Here is a 24,925-nt window from a genome sequence, read left to right as displayed (position 1 = left end):
TTAAATAGATCGAGATTCGCATCCTGCGGCGACCGCCTTAAAAAATTGAGGGATAGCCATGATGAACAAAGCTTTGCTTTTGGCGTTGATCGTTTCGTTAACGGCCGGAGCGGCTGTTGTCTGGGCCGACGAACTGGAGGATCGCGCCGCGGCCTTCGAGGAATGGTTCAACACCTACCACGTGACACCCTACGGCGGCACCGGTTACGCCCACTTCGAAGCCCCGGGCAGTTTCAACGTCGTTTCCTATTCCTTGAGCGATTCCACCATCTGGACCGGCGCCTACCTGGCCGCCGAAGCCTTTCGCTACGCCGTGACCGGCGACCCCGACGCCAAGGTGAACGCCATCCGCACGGTCGGCGCCCTCGATACTCACCTGCAAATCACCCAGACGCCCGGGTTCATCGCGCGGTTCGGCGGCCCGGACGAGGCGCCCTGGAACACCAACTACATCGGCAACGACCGCTACGTGGCGGGCACCGGCGAATGGGCCGGCTCGTTCTGGGTCAACAACACCAGCCGCGACCAATACACCGGCTGGTTCTTCGGCCTGGCGATCGCCTACGACCTGATCGACGACGAGCCGACGCGCCAGATGATCCGCGACGACATCGCCGTGGTTCTCGACGAATTGATGGCCAATCATTATTGGATTCTCGGCGAGGACGGCAAACCGACCGACGCCGCGCCGAACGTCATCGGCATCATGCGCCTGTGCTGGCACCTGATCACCGCCCACGTGCTGGATACCGAGGAATACTGGAACCTTTACCGGGAACGGTGGGAAGCTGAAAAGGACGGGTTGATGCTCTCCTCGTTTTCCTGGTTCAACAAGTACTCCGATTACTTCGGTTTCAACCTGAGTCACATGACCTACTTCAGCCTGTTCCGGCTGGAAACGAATCCGGAGCGGCGCGCCGAATATCTGCGCGTCTTCCATGCGATGATCCGCCCGCTCGTCGAACTGACCCACAACGTGTTCTTCGACGACATCTACCTCGCCAACTGCGCCCGCGCCGGCGAATGCCGCAATTACGACGACTCGCTGGCCGACCTCCAGGCGCAGATCGGCGATTTTCAGGATCCGCCGGTGCGCGACGTGACGGTCGAGATTCCCGAATGGCCGCTCGACCCATTCACCGTCTGGGCGTCGAACCTGATCGACCTGCTGGGCATCCGCGAATTGATCGACATCGAGCCGCAAACCCTCGACCCGCGCCCGGTGGTCTGGCGTTGCCCCGCGTCGTTCATGTGGCAGAAGTCGCCCTACAACATCGATTGCGTCGGCGGCGACGGCACCGAGGTCTACCCGGGCATCGACTACCTGCTCGCCTACTGGATGGGCCGTTACTACGACCTGATCGAACCGGGCAATCCGAACGACATCTACTGGCCTCCCGACGAAACGACCGACGACGACTCCGCCGACGACGACAACGACGACAACGACGATAACGACGATAACGATGACAACGACGACAACGACGACAACGACGACGATGCGGGCGGCGGACCGAACGCCGACGACGACAACGACGACGCCGGCGGCTGCGGCTGCTGATTTTTCCGTCACCCCGGCTTCGCCGACCGCATGTCCAGTGTAGGAGCGACTTCCCAGTCGCGATAAAAACCCTACGCCGTCTTTCCGTGCGCAAGAGACTGTCGATTTTCTCCTGCCAGCGGCAGTTTTCTGGCTTTTACGGTTGGAACTGATATATTCATCAGATGAGTCCTACAAACGTCAAGCGCTCCCGTCGCCGGGCCAAGCGGCTTCCCCAGAGCCAACAGCCCGGTCTTTTTTCCCAACCGCTGCCGGAGATTGAAGCGCCGTTGTCCCCGGCGACGATTCAATTTCTTTCTCCGTCGCCGGAGACGATTTTCATCGGTGAGGTGCCGTTGCGCCGCTATTTGCGGGAGCACGACCTGGGCTGGGTCATTCGCTTGCGGGCCGAGTTGGAAGCGGCCGATTTGTCGGCGCTGATCGCCGCCTACGACCCGCTCGGCCGCCGGGCGATTCATCCGGTTGTGATGCTGGGCCTCGTGTTTTACGGGATCATCGAGCGCCACTCGTCGCTGCGGTCGTTGGAGAAGCTGGCCCAACGGGATGTCGGGGCGTGGTGGTTGACGGGCGGGCTGCAACCGGACCACAGCACGATCGGCGAGTTTTTACGGCGGCACGCGGCGGAGTTGACGGAATCTTTTTTCATCACGCTGACGAGTCAATTGTGCCGCCAACTCAAGTTGACCGCCGGCACGGTGGCCGGCGACGGCACGGTGATCGAGGCGGCGGCGAGTCACTACCGGCTGCTTCAGGCCGAGGCCGCGCGGGAGGCCGCGTCCCAAGCCCCCGACGACGCGCGAGCCCAAACAACGGCGGCGATCGCCACGGAACGCGCGGCGGAACGGCGGGCACGGGGCGAGGATCCGGGGAAGGTGCAGTTATCGCCGACCGAGCCGGAAGCGCGGGTGCAGAAGCAGAAGAACAACACCTATCGGCCGTCGTACAAACCCTCGGTGCTGGCGCACGAGAGCGGGCTGATCGTCGGCCAGCGGGTGGAACCGGGAGCGGAGGCGGCGGTCCTGCCGGATTTGCTTGAGCAACACACGGCGGTGCTGGGTGCGCTGCCGCAACGGACACTGCTGGACGCGGGTTATCACACGCACGAGGTGCTGGGATTGTTTGTTTCGTTGGAGCTGGACGTGCTTTGTCCAGCGGGTGCGACGACGGCGGCCGGCCGGTGGCGGAAACAAGGGGCGCGGGGTCGTTACGGCAAAGCGGATTTTGTGTATGACGAGGCGCGGGATGAATACGCCTGCCCGGCCGGGCAGCGGTTGCGGTATCGCGGCGCGAGCCGGAATCGCGATGGCCTTTGCTACCGGGCGTATCGCGGCGCGCCTTGCGCGACTTGCGCGCAACGCGGGCGCTGCACGACGGCGAAGGCGGGGCGGGTTTTGTATCGGTTCGAGGGCGATGAATGGAAAGAGGCGATGCGGCAGGTGCTGGCGCAACCGGCCGCGCGTCACGCCTATGCGCGACGACGCGCGTTGGTCGAGCCGGTCTTCGCCGAATTGCGCGAACGACAGGGGCTCACCCGTTTTCGGCGCCGCGGCCTGGTCGGCGTGCGCCTGGAATTTGCCTTGCACTGCACGGCCTATAATCTCAAGCGGACCCTGCGCCAGACGGCGCCTTTTTCGACCTTTTTTACGCTCTTTGTCGGCCTCTGGCGGACTCCGCAAGGCGTTTGGCGACTCGTCGGTCTGATCGTTCGTCTACCGAAACAAAATGCGAGCGCGGTCTTCGTTCACCTCGAAAAATGGTTGTAAATCATTTTTTCTGACTTGAAACTCATATTTATCGACAGTCTCCGCAAGCCGGAATCCATGCCAACGCCCATTAACCCGTCATGCCGAACTTGTTTCGGCATCCCCATCAATCGATTTTTCGCCATGATAGATCCAGATTCATAAAATCCCATTCGAAACCGCCGTCAGCCAGATCGCGACGGAAGGCGAAATAGGATTCTCCTTCGATAGAACAAATCAGTTGAGCGGATTCAATCTGCGGACCTGTTTGATTCAAGCCACAACGATAAAGGGCATTTTGCTCCGTTGCCACCACAACCGGCACGGTCCAACCCGAGTCGCAAATGATCGCATTGCCGTCGCCGTCGTAATGAACTGGAAATGCCCATCCACCATCAGGCGTACAAGACATCGTAAGCTGTGTTCCATCCGCCGAGTTTTCATAAAGACCGGTGTAGAGATCCAGTAACTTGCCTGCTTCCTGGTAGTCTTCCTCGGAAACTCCATCGGGTTTGGGCGGCAGGCAATCGTCGGTCGATCCGTTGGCGGCGACAGCGAAGCGATCCGCCTCAGCCCCGACCTCAACCGTCTTCGTGCACGAGCCGGATGAGTCCTGGTCGTTTTTTTCCGTGCAGGAGAAAAAAGTCAGCGAGCAAAAAATGACAAACAAGATATTCAAAATGAAATTATTTTTTTTCAATTTCATTGGATTGACCCTTTCTAATTATTTAGTAGCATCGATTACAACCCGTTGGAGAAATGAATCATATGAGTATATAGTAATAAAATGTGGCACCAATTCTTTCGCACCAGTATTCCCAACTTTTTCAGTATAGGCTAAATATGAACTGTGTATTTTGAGATTCTCTATGCCTTTTAGTTGAATAATATCATTGTACGCAATTATCTTTAATTGGTCTTCACTAATTACTTCATCATATCGCAATGGATTGCTTTCGATTGGACCCCAATTTAAAACTATTTCATCAAGCTCTCCTTCAGCATTGAAAATAATTTTCGCGTTTGATTCATCGACAGGATAGCTATCAATGGCTCTTAATGCATAGACTAAGTAGCCAGCAGTCATGGTCTCTTCAACTTCAATACTGCCTTTTTCAACAGATTTTAACATTTTTCTTTTTATTGATAATCGTAATATTTCTTTACTATTGACGCCAAATGAATCCAAAATATCTCTCGCACTTATTTCTATATCATCCTTTGAAATTGGCTCATTATCACTTGAATATATTGTTTTCCTTGCAACTTTATTAAAGTATACAAACTCGCCAGTCGCAATGTTGAGGCTTATTTCAAATTCTGCGCTAATAAATTTTACAAATCCATTTTCGGAATAACTATATTCAGCCGATGATAGATCAAGATTTAATGCGTCGGCATAATTTATAAGTGTTTCTTTGTAATTGTCTAAAGGATTGATTGCAAATATTGGCATATTTTTGGCGTGACATAATTGGTTGTGTATACCGATTAAAAAGCATAACGCTGCTGTAATAATCTGCAGTTTCTTTAATTTCATTTTCGTCTCCTTTCAGATCGAATGCTATTTATTATAGTTCGCTGCCATTCTCAGGATCGCAACCCTCGATGTAGTAATAAACATACATCCAAGGTTGGATCAAATCACTAAAAGTATTTCTATTACTATATGTTTCGTGTTGTAATCTGTATGTCGCTCCAGCAGTAGTGTTTCCGCCAACATAGGTAATTGGACAATTATCCATTCCATTATTGGCATTTTCCTCATACAATTCATCTACCCATCTCTCTCCTACTGCATTATCCAGACCATAAATTGCAATACGGTGAAGGCCATTGCGAAGTGTTCCTGTAACAGCAACAACACCATGAAATCCATTTACTTGGTGGATTCCCCTAAAAACTGGTTGCCAAGTGTTATGAATTATCCCATTATCTACCGTCATCATATTACAAGAAAGTACATGAAGTATTTCAATACCACCAACATCATCAGAAAGGTTCCCTAACTCCATATCGACCGAAGGCCAGATTGTACAATTGGTCGGATAGTCAGGTCTCGTACGATCAAGTTTGTGATAAGCATAATAAACATTATTGCTATCACAGCCATAACCGCCATGACCGGCGATTAATGCAATATTATTTGTATCGAGATATTCATAATCTCTTCCCCAATTGCGAAGAGATAAATCAACATATCGTTTTGGTCTAATATAATTAAGTACATAATCACCTTCAAATAAATTAATTTCCATTTCCTGATACCATAAATCTACTATATATGTTAATTCACCATTTAGATCTTCAGCTTCACAATACTCATTATTATATTCTTCATTTATATAAGCCGCAAATGGCCCCCTAGATAATCCTTGACAACGTGCCTCATTTGAATTCAGCAATGCAATCGAGAGAATTGATAACAAAAAAAAGAAAAAATGCTTTGTCATGACTTCTCCTTTCCCTTTTTAGATTCGATGTTGAGGGAAATAAAGGGTTTTGTATTTTGTTTGGAATTAATAAATAATATATAAATAGCGAAAACATTTTTCAAAATCATCCTCCAACAAATTGTGCATCAAAAAGCCAATAAAAAAATAACAAAGATAGAATATCATTCATTCTTATATTTGTCAAGATATATTTATCAAACAAAATGTCATCTAGTGTCAAAATCGGAAAATATTGCGCCTTATTTACAAATCCCGACAGACCTTGGTCGTGAAATATGGTAATTCCGCAATTCCGGTGACCCCCATAACCGCGTAGGTCAATAGGCCCCCGCCTGTTCGTTTGGCATCGCGGAAACGGGTCCTAAACAACCCGTTGGAGCGAAGCCTTCTACTTTCTTTCGTGTGCGTTCAAGGACACCCATTCGCACAGAGTTCCGCCGGGCGGAATCGTGCAGGAAACGCTTCGTTGGGCGGGACGCCTTACTTCACCATATCGGCTGCTGAACGTGGTTTAAAAAAACCACGGGCGACCCGAACGAGTCGCCCGCCGTTGAAAACGAAGGTTGGTTGACGCTTACAGGTCCAGCCCCTGGCCCAGGCATTCCATGATTTTGGTGACCAGATCCTCGGGGGTGAAGGGCTTGGAGACGTAGGATTTGGCGCCGGCCTTGATCGCCTTGATGACGTTTTCACGCTCGGATTCGGTGGTGCACATCATCACGGGAATATGCTTGAAGCGCTCGTCGGCCTTGATGGCCACCAGGCATTCGTAGCCGTCCATTTCGGGCATGTTCCAATCGAGCATGATCAGCCCGACGTTTGGGTATTCCGTCTCCAGGACGGCCAGCGCCTGCTTGCCGTCGCCGGCCTCGAGCACGTCGAAGCCCATGACGGAAATGGCGCTGCCGATCAGCCGGCGGATCATCCGCGAGTCGTCGACGGACAAAATCTTCATCTTACCATCCCCTCTTCTTTTCCTGGCGCCTTCCCGCGGCCGCGCCGGTCATTTCTTCACCCGATAGTAGAGGCTGCCTTTGTGTTCCTGCATCTCGTAATCGGTCGAATACTGGGCCAGGCTTTCGGCGCTGCCGAGAAAGAGCAACCCGGCGGGGTTGAGCGTATCCGCGATTTTCCGGAACAAGTCCTGCTTGAATTGCATCGAAAAGTAAATAGCAACGTTGCGGCAAAAAACCAAGTCGAAACTGCCCAGCGCGGAAAAAGAGTTTTGCAGGTTGAAGCGTTTGAACGTCACCATCTGCTTGACCGAATCGGCCAGCAGCCAGACGCGGCCGTCCTGCCGGAAGTAGCGGTCCCGGAAATCCTGCCGCATCCCGCGCGAAATGGAGATCTGGTCGTAGCGCCCCGACATGCCCAGAAACAGCGCCGAGGGCGAGATGTCGGTGGCCAGGATCTCGAAATTGGCGGGCGTGACCTTGCCGCCGCCGCGAAACCGGCAGGCGTCCTGGATCAACATGGCGATGGAATAGGGTTCCTGGCCGGTGCTGCAGGCGGCCGACCAGATGCGCATTTTGATTTTCTGCCCCGTTTTGATCCGTTCGATCATCGCCGGCAGCACGACTTCCTCGAGGATGACGTACGGCGAATTGTCGCGGAACCAGAGGGTTTCGTTGGTCGTCATGGCGTCGACGATCTTGTCGCGCAAGGGGCCGCGGAGGTCGGCCTTGGCCTTGAGGTAAAAATCGCCGAAGGAGGCGCACCCGGTTTCGGTCACCAGATTGGCCAGACGACTTTCGATCAGGTATTCCTTGCCCGGTTCGACGACGATGCCGCAATCATCCTCGATCAATTTGCGGAGCAGGTCGAATTCGCTTTGGGTCAGGGAAGGCGCCATGGTCTATTGCCTGCTTTGCTTTGGCCAGAGGCCGGATTTTTTTATTTTTCCGTTCTCGTGGGTGAAACCGTTCGTCAAACCGCTCATCCTTTCCCGTTCCGCCCGGATTCCCATCCGCTGAGACAGGCCTGCTTGCCCGGAATCACCATGGTAATTGTTTTTTCGGCCGGTCCGGCAAAGACCAATAGCAACTTTCACGCGGGCGGTCATTCTTTCGGCGGTTTGGCGCGCCGGGTCCGGGAACCGCGATAAATGAGTGAATTCAGGCAGGTAATCGATCTTGTGCCGGCCATTAAAAGGGAATACGGTAAAAGTCCAAGCCAACGAAACAGGTGCAATCATGGCGGCCGGAAACGATCGGCTCAATCCCGAATCGTGGGTTCAGGCGCATGGCGACTATCTGTTCCGATACGCCCTTTTCCGCCTGGGCGACCCGGCCGCCGCCGAGGATCTGGTTCAGGAAACCTTTCTCGCGGCCCTGCGCAGCCGGCTGGATTTCACCGGCAAATCCTCCGAACGGACCTGGCTGATCGGCATCCTGAAGCACAAGTTGATCGACCACCTGCGCAAGGTCTACCGCGAAAAGGCCGTCATCGATCACGCCTCGGAGGAGACGGAACCAGAGGGTGAATTCACCGCGTTGGGCCTTTGGACCGCGAAGTCGGGCAATTGGACGGTCCAACCCGAGCAGGTTCGCGAGCAAAAGGAATTCTGGCAGGTGCTGCAAAACTGCCTGGCGAAGCTGCCGGCGGCGACCGCCCAGGCCTTCGCCATGCGCGAGATCGACGGCTTTTCCAGCGAAGAAATCTGTAAGGTTTTGAACATCTCGGCGAATAATCTATGGGTACGATTGCACCGCGCGCGCTCCAGCATCCGGCGATGCCTGGAGCGCCATTGGTATCCGAAACGGTCATGAGGGCAACGCATGATATCCTGCCAAAAGGCGGCCGAACTGGCTTCGCATTCGTTGGATCGTTCGCTGAGTTTACGGGAGAAGGCGGCGCTGCGGGCGCATCTGAAGATTTGCCGACAGTGCCGGAGTTACCACGAACAGTTGCAAACGCTCCATGAGGCCGCCGGCCGTTTCACCGAATTTCTCGACGCCAACGGCGACCACCTGCCGGCCCTGTCGCCGATCGCCCGGCAAAAGGTGCTGGCCGCGCTGAAGAGCGAATCGTCCGAAGCCTGAGCGGGATCCGGCCGCGACCGGATTTGCTTTCCCCGCCGTCCGCCACTACCATACCGACCCGGTAACCGCGAGGAACGACCGATGCCGGAAGGCTGGTACAACATTCACGACCGGGTGTGGATTCGGCTGCGCGGCCCGCAGGGGCAGTTCGCCAAGCTCGACAAGGAATACGCCTATTACCGCGCCGCCGCGCCGGCGAACCGCGAGCCCGACATCGACTTCGACCTGAACGATTTCACCCCGCCGCGTTTTCCCGCGGCGCAGACGGTCGACAAGAAGTACCTCGTCGGCGACGACGCGATTTACGCGGCCGACCGCTACAAGGTGGCTTTCTGGAAGGTGTGGATCGAGGGTCTGGCGCAGGGGACGACGCGGGTGCGTTTTCGCGGCAACCGCTTTTCGATGATCATCGTCGTCAAGCTGTTTCTCGAGCCGCTGATTCGCCTGAAGTTCACGCTGGCCGGAATGCCGATGATCCATTCGAGCTGCCTGTCGGACGGCGAGCGCGGCTTCGTGCTGGCGGCGTCGCCCAGCACCGGCAAGACCACGACGCTGCTCAACTGGCTGGCCGCCGGCCATCCGTTCGTGTCCGACGAATACACCATCCTCGCCGCGGACCGGGCGTGGGGCTACGTCACGCCGTTTCGCTTTCACGCCCACAACCTCGAGATGAACCCGATTCTGCAGGGCCTGCCGGAGGACGCCAAGCGGCAGATTCGCCTGCGCACGGCGCTGCTCAAGGCCAGCGGCGGCTATGCCGACGTCACCTACAACATCGGCATCCGCGCGGCGCTGCCCCAGGTGCCGGTCAGCGAATCGACGCCGTGGACGGGGTTGTTCGTCATCACCCGCGCCGACGTCGAGCGGCCCGTGGCGCGACCGGCCGACCGCGAGGACATCCTGACCAAGCTGCAGGTCATCAATTTTTACGAGCTGCGCCAGTTCGCCCACTACCTCAAGGCCTACGCCTACGTGCACCCGCGCGGCGACCTGGCCTGCTTCTTCGAACTCGAGCGCGAACACTTCCGCCGCGTCCTCGCCGACCGCCCGTGCCACGAAATCAACGTCCCCGCCGCCTACGGCAAACAGACCTACGAACAGTTGCTGGAGCTGCTGTATTCGCTGGTGTAAGCAGATTCTTCGGCCAAGGGCCTCAGAATGACAGGCACGCTTGGTCATCATCCGAAGCGCTGAATTTGTCATCTTGAGTGTAAGCGAAGGAACTATCTCTGCCTGTTGAAGATTCGCGGAGAGGCTATTCGCCCATCGGTGGCGCGGCGCGGGCGATCACCGGGTTGCGCAGGCGGCCGATGCCCTCGATGACGATTTCCACCACGTCGCCGGGCGCGATCGGCGAGACGCCTTGCGGCGTGCCGGTGGCCAGCACGTCGCCCGGTTCGAGGGTCATCACGCGCGAGACGTAGGCGAGCAGTTCAAAAACATCGTGAATCATCTCGGCGGTCGGCGCGAACTGCTTGCGTTCCCCGTTGATATACCCTTCGATGGTTAAAGCGGCCGGGTCCAGATCGGTGACGATGCACGGCCCGAGCGGCGCGAAGGTGTCGTGTCCCTTGCCGCGCGTCCAGGTACGATCGGCGCGCTGCAGGTCGCGGGCGGTGACGTCGTTGACGATCGTGTAGCCGAAAACCGCCTCGCGGGCCGCGGCGACCGTCGCGTCGCGCAGGGGCCGGCCGACGACCACCGCCAACTCGGCTTCGATTTCGACGCGCGCGGAGGCGGCGGGAATTTCGATGGCGTCGCCGGGGCCGATCACGGCCGTCGACGGTTTGAGGAAGATGTCGGGCCAGGGGGGCGGTTCGCCGCCCATCTCCAGCGCATGGTCGCGGTAATTGCGGCCGATGCCGACGATCTTGCCCGGCCGCACCGGGGCCAGCAGGTGCACCTGGTTCAGGCTGTAGACCCGGCCCGTTTCCCGCGGATCGACCAGGGGATCGCCGTCCAGTTCGCGCACGCGGTCGCCGGCCAGCCGGCCGAAGCGGGTCGCGGTCGGCGTCCGGAAGCGCACCAGTTTCATTTCAGACCCAGCACATCGCCCATGTCGTAGAGGCCGCTCGGTTTGCCCTGCAACCAGGCGGCGGCGCGCAGTGCGCCCTTGGCGAAGTTGTCGCGGCTCGTGGCGCGGTGGGTGAGGGTGAGCACCTCGCCGGCGCCGAAAAAGTTCACGTCGTGAAGGCCGACGATGTCGCCGCCCCGCACCGCGTGCAGGCCGATGCGGCCGCTCTCGCGTTCGCCGGTCCGGCCCTGGCGGCCGTATTCGTAATGCGCCGCCGGATTTTCGTAGCCCAGTTCCTCGCCGATCACCTCCGCCAGTTTCAGCGCGGTGCCCGACGGCGCGTCGGCCTTGTGGCGGTGGTGGGTTTCGACGATTTCGACGTCGGTGTCCGCGGCCAGCGTCCGGGCCACCAGGCGGGTCAGGAAAAACAGCAGGTTCACGCCGATGCTCATGTTCGGGGCCAGGACGATCGGCGTCGACGCGGCGGCGGCGCGGATCGTTTCCTTTTGTTCGGTGGTCAGGCCGGTGGTGCCGATGATCAGCGGCACGCGGTGCTCGGCCGCGACGCTCGCGTGCGACAGCGTGGCCTCGGGGGCGGTGAAGTCGACGACGGCGTCGGCGCCGAGCAGGACGTGGCGCAGGTCGTCCTCGAGGCTCACGCCCAGGTGGCGACCCAGCACCAGGTTGCCGACGTCCCGGCCGGCGTCCGGGTGGTCGGGGCGTTCGATCGCGCCGTGGAGCGCGCAATCGGGCTGGGTGTCGATCAGGCGGATGACGGCCCGGCCCATGCGGCCCAGCGCCCCCGGCACGACGATCTTCAAGGCGGTTTTGTTCATCGCTTTCCTCGCTTACACACCCAGCGCTTTGAGGGTCGCGGCCACCTTCTGCACCGTCTCCGGCGTGGCCTCGGTCATCGGCAGGCGCAGGGTTTTGCCGTAGCGGCCCATCAGGTGCAGCGCCGCCTTGACCGGGATGGGATTGGTTTCGACAAACAGGTTGCGGAACAGATTCCAGAGGCGGTTGTTGAGTTCGATCGCCCGCGCCGGATCGCCCGCCCGCCAGGCGTTCCACAGCGCGACCAGCTCGGCGGGCAGCACGTTCGCCGCGACGCTGACGATCCCGTCGCCGCCGACGGCCAGACAGGGCAGGAACAGCCCGTCGTCGCCCGACAGCACGTCCAGCCGCGGCGCGAGCAGCTTCAGGTCGACGGTCGCGGCCACGGTGCCCGACGCTTCCTTCACGGCGACGATTTGCGGATGCGCGGCGGCCTTGGCGATGGCCTCGGGCGTCATGTTCACCCCGGTGCGGCCCGGAATGTTGTAGATCATCACCGGCACGCCGACCGCGGCGATGGCCTGGAAGTGCGCGACCATGCCCGCCTGCGTCGGCTTGTTGTAGTACGGGTTGACGGCCAGCACGCCGTCGACGCCCGCCCGGGCGGCTTTTTCGGCGGCCAGGACGCTCTTGGCGGTGCTGTTGGTTCCGGCGCCGGCGACGACCTTGGCCTTGCCCTTGGCCGCGGCGACGCAGATGCCGAACATCGCCGCTTTTTCCTCGTCGCTCAGGGTCGGGCTTTCGCCCGTGGTGCCGGCCGGCACCAGCCCGTGGACGCCGTTTTGCACCAGCCATTCGACGTGCTTCTGATAGGCGGTTTCGTCGAAAGAACCGTCATCGTGGAAAGGGGTCGCCGTGGCGACGTAGACGCCTTGGAACATCGCGGGGATCTCCTGTTCGGTTTAGCACGGTTAAAGCGAAATTCGGCGGGTTCCGCAAGCAAAAAGCATGTCGGCCGCAAAATTGACGCCGCCGGGATTCAAACGGGAAAGACAACCTGTGCCGGCCGCCGGTTCCCAAAAATGCGACGCCGACCGGGGCTATTGATCCGCCGGCCGTTTTGCCCGAATCTGACGGGTCGATGGTCGGCATCAGCTTGCTTGAAACTTCAGGAGAATAGGCCATGAGAAAGACCCCGAAACCGAAGCCGGTCGCGCCGCACAAAACCGGAACCCGCCGGGCCGCGCCGCCCGCCGAATCGGCCAGCCCGTTGATCATGAAATACGGCGACGGCTCGCTCGAGCGGCGCAAGGGCATCTTCATCGCGCAGTTGCGCGGCAGCTACGAGGAAATGGGGCGCCAGCACGCGGAATTGGCGAAGGAAGCCTGCGGCGACGTCACGCTGCAATATTTCAACCGGGTCGTCGAAAACCTGGTGGCGCATTCGCTGCCGCCGGCGGCCGGGGCGGTGGGGCATTCGCTGAAATGGCTGTTCCACAAGCGCAATCAGCACCGCCTGGGCGACCGGATGAAGGAGCACCTGGGCGCGTTCGCCGAGGCCTTCGACGTGCCGGCGATCGAGGCGGAACGGATCTTCCTCGTGCCGGACATCATCCACTACCTGATCGGCCGGGCCTTTCCGCCGTTCGCCGCGCCGCCGAGCTGCTCGGGCTTTTTCGCCCGCGGCGAGATGACCGGCAACGGCCGGGTGCTCGTCGGGCGGAACTTCGACTTCTTCGGCCGGGGCGTCTGGAACGCCAACAACGCGGCCATCGTGATGCACCCGACGGGCGGGCAGAGCTTCTGCTGGCTGGGCGCGCTGAGCGTGCCGGGCAGCGCCCAGGGCTTCAACGAGAGCGGTCTCTACGTCTGCATGCACACGCAGTTCACGCGCGACGTGCAGACGGCCGGCGAACCGATCTTCAAAATCTGCCACGAGGTGCTGGCCGACTGCCGGACGCTCGACGAGGCGATCCGCCGCATCCTCGCGCGGCCGCGGCTCTGCGGCCTGACGCTGTTCGTGGTCGATTCCCGGAACCGCAACGCCGCCGCGGTCGAATTTTCGGCCAACCGGCACGCGATCGTGCGGCCGGCGAACGACCTGCTGGTGCAGACCAATCATTACCTCACGCCGGAGATGCAGAAACTGCTGGTCGTGCCTTATCCCTGGCAGCGCAATTCGCACGGCCGGCGCGAGCGCCTGGTGCAACTGCTGGAAGCCAAGCGCGGCAAACTCCAGCCCGCGGACGTGCCGGCGATGCTCAGCGACTGTTGGGACGTGTACGAAAACCGCAAGCGGCTGACCGGCAACATCCTGGCCTGCGTCAACAACGCCCAGAGCCTCGTGTTCTCGCCCGAGGACGACGCCGTGTGGCTGGCGAACGCCGATTATCCCGTCTGCCACAGCGACCGCTTTGCCGGTTTCCGCCTTTCGGCGCTGCTGGCCGGCGATGCGGCGCGCTACGAACTGCCGGATTTGGCCGGCGGCAAGCAGCTCGACGAAACCGAGCGCGCGACCCTGAAGGAATACGCCGACGCCTGGTCGGCCCACATGGACCAACTCAACAACAACCAGGCGGTCTTCCACCTCCGCCGCGCCGCCGCCCTGGCGCCGGACGAGGCGATCTATCCGCGCCTGGCCGGCCTCTTTCTGCTGAAGCAGAAGAAGTACCGGCAGGCCCTGACCTTGCTGCGGCGCAACGCCGAGTACGATTACCGGGACGTGCTGATGAAGGCCGAGGCCTACGTATGGGTGGGCCGCTGCCTCGATCTGCTGGAACGGCGCGAGGAGGCGAAGGTGCAGTACACGCTCGCCGCGAACCTGAACGCGCCGCCGGTTTCCGACGGCGCGCGACGGCACCTGAAGAGGCCGTTCAAGCCGCGGCAGCTTTTCGACGTTTCGCCGGAGTTCATCGTCGGCACCGCGTTGTCGCGCTACTGACCGCCGCGGCGGGGAACCGGGCGCGCAACCCTTTTCGCCCGGCGCGGATCTTGGTAGAAGGGTGAGGCAATCACCAACCGGGGAGACGTGGCCATGTCGGTCTGGCAAAAATTCGTGCAATGGGTGACGCCGCCGCCCGATCCGCGGCCGGGCATCACGCATTTTCGCGGCGCGGGCGAAACGGAAGGCATCCGGCTTCACCTGCGCATCGAGCCCGACGGCGGCGGCGTGCTGATCGTCAACGCGGCGAAGGTCGTGCATCTGAATTCCACCGCCGCCGAAATGGCGCTGGCGGTGCTCGAAAAAACCCCCGACGACGAGGCGATCCGCCGGCTGGCTCGGCGGTACCGCGCCCCGAAGGAAACCCTGCGCCGCGACTACCTCGACCTGAAAGACAAGATCCGCCTGCTGGCCTCGCGCGACGACATCTGCCCGGTGACCTACCTCGGGCTGGATCGCGTCGAGCCGTTCGAAACGCGCGGCAGCGTCCCGCACCGGCTGGACCTCGCGCTCACCTACGAATGCAACAACCGGTGCGGCCATTGCTACGTCGCGCGCGACGCGGCCCTGCCGAGCCTGCCGGACGACCAATGGCGCGCGGTAATCCGCAAAACGTGGGATCTGGGCGTACCGCAGCTCATTTTCACCGGCGGCGAGGCCACGTTGCATCCGGGCCTGCCCGCGTTCATTCAACTGGCCGAGGAGCAGGGGCAGGTGACCGGCCTGATCACCAACGGCCGCCGCCTGGCCGACGAGGCGTACCTGCAAAGCCTGATCGCCGCGGGCCTCGATCACGTCCAGGTGACGATCGAAAGCCACGATCCGGCGATTCACGACGCGATGGTGTCGACGCCCGGCGCGCACGCCGAAACGGAGCAAGGCATCCGCCACGTCGTCGCGGCGGGGACGTACCTGCTGACCAACACGACGCTGTCGCGCCGCAACGTGGGCGAGGTCGAGCGGTTGCTCGATTTCTTACGCGACCTGGGAGTGCGGCAGTTCGCGATGAACGGATTCATCCATGCCGGCAAGGGCGCCGACAACCCCGACGCCCTCTCGGAAACCGAACTGCCCGACGTGCTGGAGCGGGTGCGCGACGGCGCGGCGGCGCGCGTGCTGTCGTTTTTGTGGTACACCCCGACGCAGTACTGCACCTGCAACCCGATCGACCTGGGCCTGGGCGTCAAGCAATGCACCGCCGGTCGTTACAACATGTGCATCGAGCCCAACGGCGCGGTGATTCCCTGCCAGAGCTATTTCGAAAGCCTCGGCGATTTCCTGCGCGACGACTGGGGCAAGATCTGGGGCGACCCGCGCCTGGTCGAACTGCGCGAGCACACCTGGGTCGACGAGAAATGCGAGGCCTGCCACGACCTGGCGGTCTGCGGCGGCGGCTGCCCGCTGTACCGGCGCCACCATCCGGAGCCTTGAACCACGATGCCTGAAGCCAATCCGGCGGCGCAATTCGCCTACTATCGCCGGCAGGCCGCCTGGACCGCCGGCCTGCGGGCGCATCTGTACCGTCTGGCGGCCGTCGGCACACGCGAGCGCGCCCTGGACGTCGGCTGCGGTGACGGCTGGCTGACGGCGGAACTGGCGGGCAAGGTCCGGCGGGAAGCGGTCGGCTGCGACATCGACGAGGCGGCGCTGGACGCCGCGCGCGCGGCGCAGCCGAGCCTGGAATTCGTCCGCTCACAACCCGCCGCCCTGCCATTCGCCGACGGCGCATTCGATTTCGTCGCCTGCCATTTCACTCTGCTCTGGGCGGCCGATCCCGTGGCGCTGCTGCGCGAAATGAAGCGGGTCGCCGCGCCGGGAGGGGCGGTCGTTTGGTTTGCCGAGCCGGATTGGGACGGTTATATCGAATGGCCCGATTTCGGACTGCGCGAATTGATCTGCGCCGCCCTGGCCGCGCGGGGCGCCGATCCGCTGGCCGGGCGCAAACTGGCCGATTGGGCCGCGCGGGCGGGCCTGGAGCCGGCGGTCGGACTGACCGGCGGGCCGTGGCGACCCGCGCCGGGCGACCTCGACGCGCTGTGGGAGCACCATCATCGGCTGCTCGACGGCTTCGCCAACGAGCGGCGGCTGCGGGTGACCGAGCGCCAGGAGCGCCGTGCCTGGGCCGACGGCAGCCGGTCGATTCACCTGCCTTTGGGCTGGGGATGGGCGGCGAAGAAGTAAGCGGCCATCGCGAATTCAGAGCGTAACGGCCATGGATCTCTTCAGGACGGCGATCACCGGTTCTTCAGACGGTCGGGCAGCAGTTCGGGGGCTTCCGCCGACAGGCACGGTTTGCACCGGCCGTCGAACAGCGGCTCTTCTCCCAGCCGGCGAAAGATCGTGGCCAGCGGCTCTTGGCGCAAATTCCCGTAACTCGTTTGCAGGACGGCGCAGGGAAACACGTCGCCGTAGGGCGAAACGTAAATCTTCTCCGAGCCGGCCGGGCAGCCCGCGCGTCCCCAGTTGGACGACCCCTCCCAACGCACCTGCGGCAAGCGCAGCAGGGCGAGATACCGTCGATATTCGGCGTCGCCCAGGCGCACGTCCGCGTCGCGCCAGCCGCCCGTGGCGTACGGCAGATTGATCGTCAGCAGGCAGCCCCATTCGCGGGCGAGATCGGCCAGCCGTTCCAGGGAACCGTCGTTCAGGTTGTTGCGGGTCGCCACGGCGTTGAGCCAGACCGGCATCCGTAGCGACCGCGACGCGCGGACGGTCGCGGCGACGCGGGCGAACGCGCCCGGCCGTTGGCGAAAGCGGTTGTGCGACGCGGGGTCGGGCCCGTCGAGCGACAGGGTCAGCATGGCCAGGCCGCGTTTTTGCAACGCCGCCAGTTTTTCCGGCGTCAGCGCGTAGGCGTTGGACGCCAGGGTGACCAGCAGGCCGCGGAGCCGGGCGGTGTCGGCGACGATCGCTTCCAGGTCGTCGCGCAGCAGGGCCTCGCCGCCGGTGAAGTTAATGAAGATCGCGCCCAGGCGGTCGATCTGCCGCGCGATGTCGCCGATTTCCTCGCGGGTGAGTTCCGTCTGTCGCGCATCGACGACGCTTTTGGTCAGGCAGTGGGCGCAGTCGAAATTGCAGCGGTAGGTGACGGCGAACTCGACGCCGCGCAGCACGCGCCGGCCGGCCAGCACGCGCAGGTAGTCGCCGGCCAGCTTGGGCAGCAGGCGCGGGAAACGCGCCACGTAGCGCAGGTTCCGCGCGCCGGCGATCATCGGCCCGCCTTTCCCTCGTGCGGATGGCGCGTGTGCGGCATGGGGTGCTCTTCCTGCCGGTAGATTGGTTCGATCATTTCGCGGACGAACTTGGGGTCGGTCGCCAGCGGGCACCCGTCGCGGATGGTGTCGAAGGTGCCGGCCGACCGCATCGTGCGCCAGATCTCGGCCAGCGGCCGTTCGCGCAGGTTGCCGTACGAAAGGTGAATGAACGGGCAGGGCATGACGTCGCCCCACGGGCCGAGGTAGAGCTTTTCGAGGCCTGCCGGGCAGCCTTCGCGGCGGAAGTTCGAATGGCCTTCCCAGCGCACGTGCGGTTGGCGCAGCAACTCGGCGTGCAGCGCGCGCAGCTCGTCGGTGATCGCGAAACGGCGGTCCGCCCAGCCGCCGACCGGGCAGGGATAATTGATGGTGATCGTCAGCCCTTCGGCCCCCGCGCGATCCACCAGCCGCCGCAGGTCGCCGTCGGCCGCGTTCTCGGGCGTCAGGATCGTGCACCAGAAAACGTCGATGCCCCGCTCGCGGCAGTGGCGCGTCGCGGCCATCGCGGCCTCGAAAACGCCGGCCCGGCCGCGCGAGCGGTCGTGCGTCGCGGGGTCGGCCGAATCGATGCTGATGGTGACGATGCGCACACCCCAGCGGCGCAGATCGGCCGCGACCGCCGCCGTCAGCAGCACGCCGCTGGTCGCCAGCGAAACGACCGTGCTTCGCGGGTGCGCGGCGCGGACGATAGCCTCCAGGTCGGGCCGCAGCAGCGCCTCGCCGCCGGTCAGGTTGATGTTCATCGCGCCGAGGCGATGCAACTGTCCCAGTGCGTCGCAAACCTCCGCCGTGTCCAGAAGCGGCCCGCCGTGTTTTTTCAGCAGCGCGGCGGAGCAATGTTCGCAACGGCACGAGCAATCGTAGGTCAGGGCGAATTCGACGGCGCGCAGGCGCGGCTGCGACAGCACGAAGAGGCGGAAATAGTTCCCGGCGGCGCGCGGCACGATGCCGGGGTAGCGCCAGGGGTATTTCAGATGTTTCCAGACCCGGTTCATGCTGCTTTCCTCAGACGGGCGGCCAGCCACGAAACGCCCATCGACCACAAGGCCGCCAGACTACCCGCCGCGCGCGCCGAACGCCACAGCGAAAACCAGTAGGCGGGCCGCCGATAAAACCGCCGGTACGCCAGACCAACCCAGCGGGACAACGCCGGATCGGCCGCCGCTTGGCCCGAGGGATCGAGTCGCGCGATGCCTGTCGCCGGCGACTCCGCCGCCAACCGCGCGCCCGGCCGGTTGGTGTAATGGTTGAACGACGCGTAGGCGAGCGGCAGCGATTCGGCCAGCGCGATCGTCGCGTCGTAACCGGCCTCGCCGTCGCCCGGCAGTCCGAAAATGAAATGCGCGCCGGCGCTGACGCCCGCCCGCCGCAGGTGCGCGATGCCCTCGCGGGCCCGCGCCAGGTCCGCCCCCGGCCGCGCCGCCGCGAGCGCGGATTGATTCGCCGTTTCCAGGCCGATCTGTGCCATGACGCAACCCGTCCGGGCGAGCAGGGCGGCCAGTTCGGCGTCGATCGTCTCGGCGCGCAGGTAGCCGGTCCAGCGAAAGCGATACCGTCGCGCGGCCCAGGTTTCCAGCAGTTCCCGGGCGCGCGCCGGCGGCTGGTTGAAGGTGAAATCCTTGACGAACAAGTGGCGGATGCCCAGGGCGTCGAGGCGGTCGAGTTCGGCGAAGAGATTGTCGAACGACCGCCGGGCGAAACCGATCCGGCACGAATTGCAGTAGGCGCACGAATTGGCGCAACCGTAATTGGTCAGGACGGACGCGAACGGCCGGCCGAGAAACGGCATGCGGTACGGCAAGGCCCAAAACAGGTCGTGGCGCGGCCACGGATACGAAAACTCGCCGGCGGCCAGGGGGAGGGGCGAAGCGGTTTCGCCGCGCCGCGCCAGGGCCGACCGGTCGGCGGGGCGTCCCGCGAGGCAATCGCGCAGCGCTGGGCGGGTGAAATCCAACACGACGCCCTCGATGAACGGATACTCGGCCAGCACCCAGTCCGGATGGAAGCGCGCCAGATCGCCGCCGACGAACAGCCGCGCCGCCGGTAACCGCTCCGCCACGCGGCCCAAAAATTCGAAGTCCTCCGGAAAAGCGGCGCTGCCCGTCAGCGAAAAAATCGCCTCCGGCCGCCAGGCGACGATCGCTTCCTCGGCCGGTCCCGCGGCCGTTTGCGCCACCGGTGCGTCCAGCAGGCGCAGGTCGTAATCGGCGTCCAGGTAACCGCTCTGGCAAATCAGGTCGATCGGCTGCCAAAGGTATCCCGCCTTGCTCGTCGAGGAGCAAAAATCATCCCGCAGGGTCGGCCGCGCGGCCGGCGGGTTGAGCAGGAGCAGACGGGGCTTCATCGGGCCTGACCTCCGAAAAAACCGATTGTATGCGGGATCGGCGGCCGGCGCAAAACGCGGCGGTTCAAACGCCGGTTGGAACGGGTCGCAAAAACTCAGGGCAGGCCGGGAAAGGCGTCGACGAACTGCACCTTGACGTCCTCGAACGCGTCGACGAACTGCACCTTGGTGTCGGGAAAGGCGTCCACCACCTGCCATTTGCCGCATTTGTCGGGAAACGCCGAAACGGTTTGCACCTTCAGATCAGGAAACGCGCCGACCGCCTTGACCTTCAGATCGGGGAAGGCGCTGACGAACTGGATTTTTCCGTAGAGCTTGAAGCCCTTGCAGGTGCAGTCGGGAGCGACCCGCCGGTCGGCCGACAACGCGATGGAAACCGCCAGCAACAACAGCAGCATGAGAACGCCGCCGAGCCGTTTTTTATTCATGATCCTTCCTCCCGCCGAGCCGGCATGTTTCTGGCCTTCGACAACAAGCCATTTTATTGAGAATCGCCGCAAAAAGGAAAAGGGCTTTGCTTTGATGAAAAAAATGCTAAAAATCGGTTTGGTTCCGGTGAATCTCCGATCAATCCGAAAGCAAGCTTTTTTCAAGGAGTCCCCATGTCACGCAAGATGCAGGTTCTCTTTTGGTTGTTGCTCGGGCTGGTTTTATCGGCCTGTTGGCTGTTTGGAACCGGCTGCGGCGGCGACGACGACGATAACGACGACGCGGCCGACGACGACAACGGCGGCGATGACGACGACAACGACGACAACGACGATGCCAGCCCCGCGACGACGCCCGTGCCCACGACGCTGGATGTCACGTTGATACCGGTGCCGGAGGGCAACAGCTACGTGCTCGGCGAGGGTCCCGGCGAACCGCATGAGCAGCGCAACGACCTGGGCGCGACGCCTTACCTGGAACCGGGCGAGGCCAAGCGGCTCTCGATGAGCTACTTCACCGTCTTCACCGATTTGCACCAGACCGACGAGGAAGCGCCGACGCGGCTGACGTTCTTCGACTCCAACCTCATCCTCGGCGGCACGTTCAACGCGGCGTTCCGGCCGCAGGAGGATCTGGGGGCCCAGCAGCTCAACGCGCTGGTGCGCACCGCCAATCGCCTCCAGTCGGATTACGGCCGCGACTTCGACCTGGCGCTAAGCTTGGGCGACAGCACCGACAACGGCCAGTTGAACGAGCTGCGGCAGCTCATCGACGTGTTCGACGGCAACGGTTTAGCGTCGGGCAAACCCGGTTACACCCGCGTCGATTCCGGCGATCTCGACCTCGATCCGGATACGGGCCTCGATCGCGGCGAACGCGATTTCGGCATCCAGGAAACCGACGGCGACGGCAATAACATCGACGCCTTCAACCGGTCGGGCTATCCCAACTCCAACGCCGACGTGCCGACCCCGGGCCTGTTGCGGTCCGACGGCGACCCGCTGCCGTGGTTCTCGGCGATCGGCAACCACGACGTGCTGGCCACCGGCAACTTCGAGCCGGATACCGCGCTGACCTTTTTCAAGGACGACGATTTCACGGGCGACCTGTCGTACTTCGGCTATATCCCCGGCCTGGCCTCCGCCGTGCAATACTGGGAAGCCAATCCCGACCAGCCGCTGTACATCGGCAACGGCCTGTTCGGCATGAACCTCGACTGGCGGCTGGTGTTTCAGGTGGCGAAACTCGCCGGTCAGATCCCCGACAACTATCTGAACGACCTCGATCCGCGGTTCGACCTGCTAACGCTGACCCACGACACGCCGGGCGACGCGAGCGACGACGGCGTGGTGATCGCCTCCGACCCCGATCGCGCGTTTTTGTACCATGACGGCGTCATGCAAATGCTGCACGCGCAAGGCCACGGGTTCGTCGACCGCAACAGCGACGGCAAGGTGAACGGCGCGGACGGTGGCTACTACCGCATCGAATGGAGCGACGTCCGGCCCGAGGCGCCGATGCCGGTGCGGATTTTGATGCTCGACAGTTGCGAGGAAACCGTGCTGGACGACGGCGGCATCGGCGAAACGCAGTTGGCCTGGCTGGCCGACGAACTGGATCAGGCCGCCGCCGACGAGGTGCTGGTCATCCTCGGTTCGCACCATTCGGTCGAGTCGACGCCGCAAGGCGGCGAGGAGCTGACGGCGCTGCTCAACAGCTACGAAAACGTCATTTTGCACCTGGTGGGCCACGGCCACGACAACAAAATCGTGCCGCACCCCGACCCGGAAGGCGACCCGCTGTTCGGCTATTGGGAAGTGGAGACGCCGTCGGCCATGACCTTCCCGCAGCAGGCGCATATCGTGGAACTGGTGGACAACCGCGACGGCACTGCGTCGATCTACTTGACCCTTTACGATCACTGGTCGATCGAAAACGACGACGCCGACAAGCTGTCCGAGCTGGGCCGCGAATTGGCGTTCGAGGACGAGTTGATCGGCGGCTACGACGGCCTGGGCGATCTGGGCGGCATGGGTTCGCCCGAAGACCGCAACCGCGAATTGCTCGTTCAGCTTCCGGAAAACATCGCCGACAAGCTGGCCGAAATCGAGAGCGACGAGCCGGTCACCTCCGCCGAGGTGCTCGGCACGTTGTACTGAGCCGGCCGGCGATCGCGCAAGAACGGACGGCCGCCCGCGCGGGCGGCCGTTTTTTTTCCCGCTGAGCGCCGGCGGTCCGTTTGTCCGGCCGGCCGCTTTGCATTATGATCGCCGCACCGAAATCGGGTTATCCCGGCAATCTGGAGCAACGCGGTGGCGACTTCGCCCGAAAAAGATTTGGACCTGAGCGTCATCATCCCGGCCCGCAACGAGGCGGACAGCATCGGGTCGGCCGTGGACGGCGTGCGCGGGGTCGGCGCGCGGCTCGGCCTCGCTTTCGAGGTGGTGGTGGTCGACGCCGCGTCGCCGGACGGCACGGCGGAGGTCGCACGGCGGCACGGCGCCGAGGTGATCGGACAGACGCAGCCGGGTTACGGCGGCGCGCTGCTGGCCGGGTTCGCGCGGGCCCGGGGCGAGTGGGTGCTGACGATGGACGCCGACCTTTCGCATCCGCCGCAATTCGTCGAAAGCCTCTGGCGGGCGCGGGCGGACGCCGACCTGGTCATCGCCAGCCGTTACGTGCCGGGCGGTTACGCCGTGATGCCCTACGGGCGCTACCTGCTGTCGCGCGTGCTCAACGCCTTTTTCGCGACGGCGCTGTCGATTCCCATCGGCGACCTGTCATCGGGCTTCCGGTTGTACCGGCGCGCCGCGCTGCGCGAGCTGTCGTTCGCGGGCGGCAATTTCGACGTGCTGCAGCAAATCCTGGTGGCGCTGCTGCGCGGCGGCTACCACGTGCGCGAGGTACCGTTTTTTTACCAGCCGCGCCTGGCCGGGGCCAGCAACGCCCGCATTCTGCGCTTCGGCGTCGGCTATCTGCGGACCGTCGTCGACCTCTGGAAGCAGCGCCACGACCTGAACGCGGCGGATTACGATTTCAACGCGTTTTACAGCCGGATTCCCCTGCAACGGTTCTGGCAACGCCGCCGCTACCGGGCCGTGACCTCGCTGCTACGCGCGCCGGGCCCGGTGCTGGACGTGGGCAGCGGATCGTCGGTCTTCGCCGCGCAGTACCCGGGGGTGATCGCGGTGGACGCCAATCCGGCGAAGCTGCGGTTTTTGCGGCGCTACAACCGCCGGGTGGTGCTGGCCGACGCCGGCCGGCTCCCCTTCGCCGACGGCGCCTTCGCCACGGTCGTCTGTTCGGAGGTCATCGAGGATAACGCCGACCGGAACCTCCTGGCCGAGGCCGCGCGCGTCCTGGCCGCGGGCGGTTCGCTGATCGTCGGCACGCCCGATTACGGCTCGTGGCGCTGGCCGCTGGTCAATTGGTTTTATTCCCGCATCCAACCGACCCGCACGGCGGGCCGGCATCCGAACCCTTACACCCGCGAGCGCCTGCGCGCCGAACTGGAGCGGCTCGGGTTGGCCGTCGACGAAGAGATCGCCATTCTGGGCAGTGAAGTGATCGTGCGGGCGGTGAAACGCGCCCCGGCCTGATCAGGATTGTTTTTCTTTTATTCGAACGATTCGCCGCACTCCGGGCATTTCTTGGCGTCGCTCGGTACCTCGGCGCCGCAATGGTCGCAAAAGAAGATTTCGACATTGTCGCCGGCCGCGTCGGTTTCCAACGACTCGTCGTCGGCCGGGGTCAGAACGGTTTCCAGCAGTTCCTTGGTTTTTTCCAGGTAGCGCTTGGGCACCCAGACGCGCGAATCCTTGGCGGGATAGACGTGCACCGTGCCCAACTCGTCGCCCGACAGGATGTAGGGGATGCCGGCCTGTTCGAGTTCGGCGCAGAGGATCCGGGTTTGGATTTCGCCGAGCGCCTCGGTGGCCACTTCGTATTGGTAATTGGGGTGGTCTTCGTCCTCCATTTGTTCGGGCGTCAGCGCGGGAACCAGTTCCACGCCGCAATCGGAACAAACGGACACGCCGGCGACGTACTCGGTTTTGCATCGGGGACAATACGGCATGTGACCTCCTCACATCAGTGTGCCGAACCATTGTATACGATTTTTCCCCGCGAGGAAAAAAAGTTTACGCGCCCGGTTCGCCGTTTTCCTCATCGGCCGGCCAAACAAAACCGACGAAAATCGGCGTTTTGTACGAAATATCGCGGAGTGAAAAACGCGGTTCGCGCCTGTATTAGCTTAGCGACTTTGTCCCCTGTAACTGCTTAGCGATTATGTCCCCCATGAAGAAGGACATGATTTCGATGACTCCCAAGGAGTTACAGCGGATGAGGTTGCTGGTCTGCGTCCTGGAGG

24 protein-coding genes are annotated in these 24,925 nt (G+C 62.2%); 10 read left to right on the top strand and 14 right to left on the bottom strand.

Features of this window, described 5'->3' with window-relative positions; all coding sequences use genetic code 11:
• Positions 1-61 precede the first annotated feature (61 nt).
• Together GX444_02705 and GX444_02700 are read left to right on the top strand one after the other, a co-directional pair.
• Positions 62-1,561: a hypothetical protein gene (locus tag GX444_02705; GenBank protein NLH47493.1), complete on the top strand. Its 1,500-nt coding sequence runs from the start codon at positions 62-64 to the stop codon at positions 1,559-1,561.
• A gap of 269 nt (positions 1,562-1,830) precedes the next feature.
• A complete protein-coding gene (locus GX444_02700) occupies positions 1,831-3,324 on the top strand; it encodes an IS1182 family transposase (GenBank protein ID NLH47492.1) in 1,494 nt (497 codons plus the stop codon).
• Between the two features lie 106 nt (positions 3,325-3,430).
• Here the strand turns inward: GX444_02700 and GX444_02695 are convergent, their stop codons facing one another.
• The 6 genes from GX444_02695 to GX444_02670 all read right to left on the bottom strand — a co-directional run bounded on the left by GX444_02695 (position 3,431) and on the right by GX444_02670 (position 7,977).
• On the bottom strand, positions 3,431-4,009 hold the full coding sequence (locus GX444_02695; GenBank protein ID NLH47491.1) for a hypothetical protein: 579 nt from the start codon (positions 4,007-4,009) through the stop codon (positions 3,431-3,433).
• Positions 4,010-4,027: 18 nt separating this feature from the next.
• A complete protein-coding gene (locus tag GX444_02690; GenBank protein ID NLH47490.1) occupies positions 4,028-4,843 on the bottom strand; it encodes a hypothetical protein in 816 nt (271 codons plus the stop codon).
• Positions 4,844-4,874: 31 nt separating this feature from the next.
• The gene (locus GX444_02685) at positions 4,875-5,756 is read right to left on the bottom strand and encodes a hypothetical protein (GenBank protein NLH47489.1); all 882 of its coding nucleotides are present in this window, start codon (positions 5,754-5,756) and stop codon (positions 4,875-4,877) included.
• Between the two features lie 577 nt (positions 5,757-6,333).
• Positions 6,334-6,714: a response regulator gene (locus GX444_02680; protein ID NLH47488.1), complete on the bottom strand. Its 381-nt coding sequence runs from the start codon at positions 6,712-6,714 to the stop codon at positions 6,334-6,336.
• A gap of 48 nt (positions 6,715-6,762) precedes the next feature.
• Positions 6,763-7,611 (bottom strand): protein-glutamate O-methyltransferase CheR, encoded by an 849-nt coding sequence (locus GX444_02675; protein NLH47487.1) that lies wholly within the window; start codon positions 7,609-7,611, stop codon positions 6,763-6,765.
• Between the two features lie 3 nt (positions 7,612-7,614).
• Positions 7,615-7,977 carry a hypothetical protein gene (locus GX444_02670; protein ID NLH47486.1) on the bottom strand — a complete coding sequence of 121 codons (363 nt, stop codon included), beginning with the start codon at positions 7,975-7,977 and terminating at the stop codon, positions 7,615-7,617.
• Between GX444_02670 and GX444_02665 the strand changes: the two genes are divergently transcribed.
• From GX444_02665 to GX444_02655, 3 genes are all read left to right on the top strand, one after another.
• The gene (locus GX444_02665) at positions 7,952-8,527 is read left to right on the top strand and encodes a sigma-70 family RNA polymerase sigma factor (protein NLH47485.1); all 576 of its coding nucleotides are present in this window, start codon (positions 7,952-7,954) and stop codon (positions 8,525-8,527) included. The two genes, GX444_02670 and GX444_02665, sit on opposite strands and share 26 nt — an antisense overlap.
• 9 nt (positions 8,528-8,536) lie before the next feature.
• Positions 8,537-8,800 carry a zf-HC2 domain-containing protein gene (locus GX444_02660; GenBank protein ID NLH47484.1) on the top strand — a complete coding sequence of 88 codons (264 nt, stop codon included), beginning with the start codon at positions 8,537-8,539 and terminating at the stop codon, positions 8,798-8,800.
• 81 nt (positions 8,801-8,881) lie between these two features.
• Entirely contained in the window at positions 8,882-9,931 is a 1,050-nt protein-coding gene (locus GX444_02655) for a hypothetical protein (GenBank protein NLH47483.1), read from the top strand.
• Between the two features lie 124 nt (positions 9,932-10,055).
• Here GX444_02655 and GX444_02650 read toward each other — a convergent pair whose 3' ends face one another.
• The 3 genes from GX444_02650 to GX444_02640 are packed head-to-tail and all read right to left on the bottom strand — an operon-like array spanning position 10,056 to position 12,529.
• Entirely contained in the window at positions 10,056-10,835 is a 780-nt protein-coding gene (locus GX444_02650; GenBank protein ID NLH47482.1) for a fumarylacetoacetate hydrolase family protein, read from the bottom strand.
• The gene (locus GX444_02645; protein NLH47481.1) at positions 10,832-11,650 is read right to left on the bottom strand and encodes a 4-hydroxy-tetrahydrodipicolinate reductase; all 819 of its coding nucleotides are present in this window, start codon (positions 11,648-11,650) and stop codon (positions 10,832-10,834) included. The genes GX444_02650 and GX444_02645 overlap by 4 nt, the downstream gene beginning before the upstream one ends.
• 12 nt (positions 11,651-11,662) lie before the next feature.
• Positions 11,663-12,529, bottom strand: coding sequence for a 4-hydroxy-tetrahydrodipicolinate synthase (locus GX444_02640; GenBank protein NLH47480.1), 867 nt, complete (start codon positions 12,527-12,529; stop codon positions 11,663-11,665).
• 242 nt (positions 12,530-12,771) lie between these two features.
• On the opposite strand from GX444_02640, the gene GX444_02635 reads away from it, so the two are divergent.
• The 3 genes from GX444_02635 (at position 12,772) to GX444_02625 (ending at position 16,710) form a co-directional block, all read left to right on the top strand.
• Entirely contained in the window at positions 12,772-14,529 is a 1,758-nt protein-coding gene (locus GX444_02635) for a hypothetical protein (protein ID NLH47479.1), read from the top strand.
• 93 nt (positions 14,530-14,622) lie between these two features.
• Positions 14,623-15,960, top strand: coding sequence for a radical SAM protein (locus tag GX444_02630; protein ID NLH47478.1), 1,338 nt, complete (start codon positions 14,623-14,625; stop codon positions 15,958-15,960).
• A gap of 6 nt (positions 15,961-15,966) precedes the next feature.
• The gene (locus GX444_02625; GenBank protein NLH47477.1) at positions 15,967-16,710 is read left to right on the top strand and encodes a methyltransferase domain-containing protein; all 744 of its coding nucleotides are present in this window, start codon (positions 15,967-15,969) and stop codon (positions 16,708-16,710) included.
• A gap of 53 nt (positions 16,711-16,763) precedes the next feature.
• Here GX444_02625 and GX444_02620 read toward each other — a convergent pair whose 3' ends face one another.
• From GX444_02620 to GX444_02605, 4 genes are all read right to left on the bottom strand, one after another.
• The gene (locus GX444_02620) at positions 16,764-17,741 is read right to left on the bottom strand and encodes a radical SAM protein (protein ID NLH47476.1); all 978 of its coding nucleotides are present in this window, start codon (positions 17,739-17,741) and stop codon (positions 16,764-16,766) included.
• Entirely contained in the window at positions 17,738-18,778 is a 1,041-nt protein-coding gene (locus tag GX444_02615) for a radical SAM protein (protein NLH47475.1), read from the bottom strand. The genes GX444_02620 and GX444_02615 overlap by 4 nt, the downstream gene beginning before the upstream one ends.
• Positions 18,775-20,127: a radical SAM protein gene (locus GX444_02610; protein NLH47474.1), complete on the bottom strand. Its 1,353-nt coding sequence runs from the start codon at positions 20,125-20,127 to the stop codon at positions 18,775-18,777. The genes GX444_02615 and GX444_02610 overlap by 4 nt, the downstream gene beginning before the upstream one ends.
• A 95-nt stretch (positions 20,128-20,222) precedes the next feature.
• Positions 20,223-20,555, bottom strand: a complete 333-nt coding sequence (locus tag GX444_02605) for a hypothetical protein (protein NLH47473.1) — start codon at positions 20,553-20,555, stop codon at positions 20,223-20,225.
• Between the two features lie 174 nt (positions 20,556-20,729).
• Here GX444_02605 and GX444_02600 point away from each other — a divergent pair, with 174 nt between their 5' ends.
• Positions 20,730-22,715 carry a hypothetical protein gene (locus GX444_02600; protein ID NLH47472.1) on the top strand — a complete coding sequence of 662 codons (1,986 nt, stop codon included), beginning with the start codon at positions 20,730-20,732 and terminating at the stop codon, positions 22,713-22,715.
• A gap of 153 nt (positions 22,716-22,868) precedes the next feature.
• Complete coding sequence (locus tag GX444_02595) at positions 22,869-24,155, top strand: glycosyltransferase (GenBank protein ID NLH47471.1); 1,287 nt, start codon at positions 22,869-22,871, stop codon at positions 24,153-24,155.
• A gap of 17 nt (positions 24,156-24,172) precedes the next feature.
• Here the strand turns inward: GX444_02595 and GX444_02590 are convergent, their stop codons facing one another.
• Complete coding sequence (locus tag GX444_02590) at positions 24,173-24,631, bottom strand: zinc ribbon domain-containing protein (protein NLH47470.1); 459 nt, start codon at positions 24,629-24,631, stop codon at positions 24,173-24,175.
• Between the last annotated feature and the right edge of the window lie 294 nt (positions 24,632-24,925).

It is taken from the genome of Myxococcales bacterium (genome assembly GCA_012517325.1).
Classification (GTDB): Bacteria; Lernaellota; Lernaellaia; order Lernaellales; family Lernaellaceae; genus JAAYVF01.
The sequence above is the reverse complement of the archived record's forward strand: the minus strand, read 5'-3'. Positions and strand labels throughout refer to the sequence as shown.

Excerpts from the sequence above, each read along its gene's own strand:
- GX444_02705 (NLH47493.1), top strand. The coding sequence starts at position 62 with ATGAACAAAGCTTTGCTTTTGGCGTTGATCGTTTCGTTAACGGCCGGA.
- GX444_02695 (NLH47491.1), bottom strand. The coding sequence starts at position 4,009 with ATGAAATTGAAAAAAAATAATTTCATTTTGAATATCTTGTTTGTCATT.
- GX444_02690 (NLH47490.1), bottom strand. The coding sequence starts at position 4,843 with ATGAAATTAAAGAAACTGCAGATTATTACAGCAGCGTTATGCTTTTTA.
- GX444_02685 (NLH47489.1), bottom strand. The coding sequence starts at position 5,756 with ATGACAAAGCATTTTTTCTTTTTTTTGTTATCAATTCTCTCGATTGCA.
- GX444_02680 (NLH47488.1), bottom strand. The coding sequence starts at position 6,714 with ATGAAGATTTTGTCCGTCGACGACTCGCGGATGATCCGCCGGCTGATC.
- GX444_02675 (NLH47487.1), bottom strand. The coding sequence starts at position 7,611 with ATGGCGCCTTCCCTGACCCAAAGCGAATTCGACCTGCTCCGCAAATTG.
- GX444_02665 (NLH47485.1), top strand. The coding sequence starts at position 7,952 with ATGGCGGCCGGAAACGATCGGCTCAATCCCGAATCGTGGGTTCAGGCG.
- GX444_02660 (NLH47484.1), top strand. The coding sequence starts at position 8,537 with ATGATATCCTGCCAAAAGGCGGCCGAACTGGCTTCGCATTCGTTGGAT.
- GX444_02655 (NLH47483.1), top strand. The coding sequence starts at position 8,882 with ATGCCGGAAGGCTGGTACAACATTCACGACCGGGTGTGGATTCGGCTG.
- GX444_02650 (NLH47482.1), bottom strand. The coding sequence starts at position 10,835 with ATGAAACTGGTGCGCTTCCGGACGCCGACCGCGACCCGCTTCGGCCGG.
- GX444_02645 (NLH47481.1), bottom strand. The coding sequence starts at position 11,650 with ATGAACAAAACCGCCTTGAAGATCGTCGTGCCGGGGGCGCTGGGCCGC.
- GX444_02640 (NLH47480.1), bottom strand. The coding sequence starts at position 12,529 with ATGTTCCAAGGCGTCTACGTCGCCACGGCGACCCCTTTCCACGATGAC.
- GX444_02635 (NLH47479.1), top strand. The coding sequence starts at position 12,772 with ATGAGAAAGACCCCGAAACCGAAGCCGGTCGCGCCGCACAAAACCGGA.
- GX444_02630 (NLH47478.1), top strand. The coding sequence starts at position 14,623 with ATGTCGGTCTGGCAAAAATTCGTGCAATGGGTGACGCCGCCGCCCGAT.
- GX444_02625 (NLH47477.1), top strand. The coding sequence starts at position 15,967 with ATGCCTGAAGCCAATCCGGCGGCGCAATTCGCCTACTATCGCCGGCAG.
- GX444_02620 (NLH47476.1), bottom strand. The coding sequence starts at position 17,741 with ATGATCGCCGGCGCGCGGAACCTGCGCTACGTGGCGCGTTTCCCGCGC.
- GX444_02615 (NLH47475.1), bottom strand. The coding sequence starts at position 18,778 with ATGAACCGGGTCTGGAAACATCTGAAATACCCCTGGCGCTACCCCGGC.
- GX444_02610 (NLH47474.1), bottom strand. The coding sequence starts at position 20,127 with ATGAAGCCCCGTCTGCTCCTGCTCAACCCGCCGGCCGCGCGGCCGACC.
- GX444_02605 (NLH47473.1), bottom strand. The coding sequence starts at position 20,555 with ATGAATAAAAAACGGCTCGGCGGCGTTCTCATGCTGCTGTTGTTGCTG.
- GX444_02600 (NLH47472.1), top strand. The coding sequence starts at position 20,730 with ATGTCACGCAAGATGCAGGTTCTCTTTTGGTTGTTGCTCGGGCTGGTT.
- GX444_02590 (NLH47470.1), bottom strand. The coding sequence starts at position 24,631 with ATGCCGTATTGTCCCCGATGCAAAACCGAGTACGTCGCCGGCGTGTCC.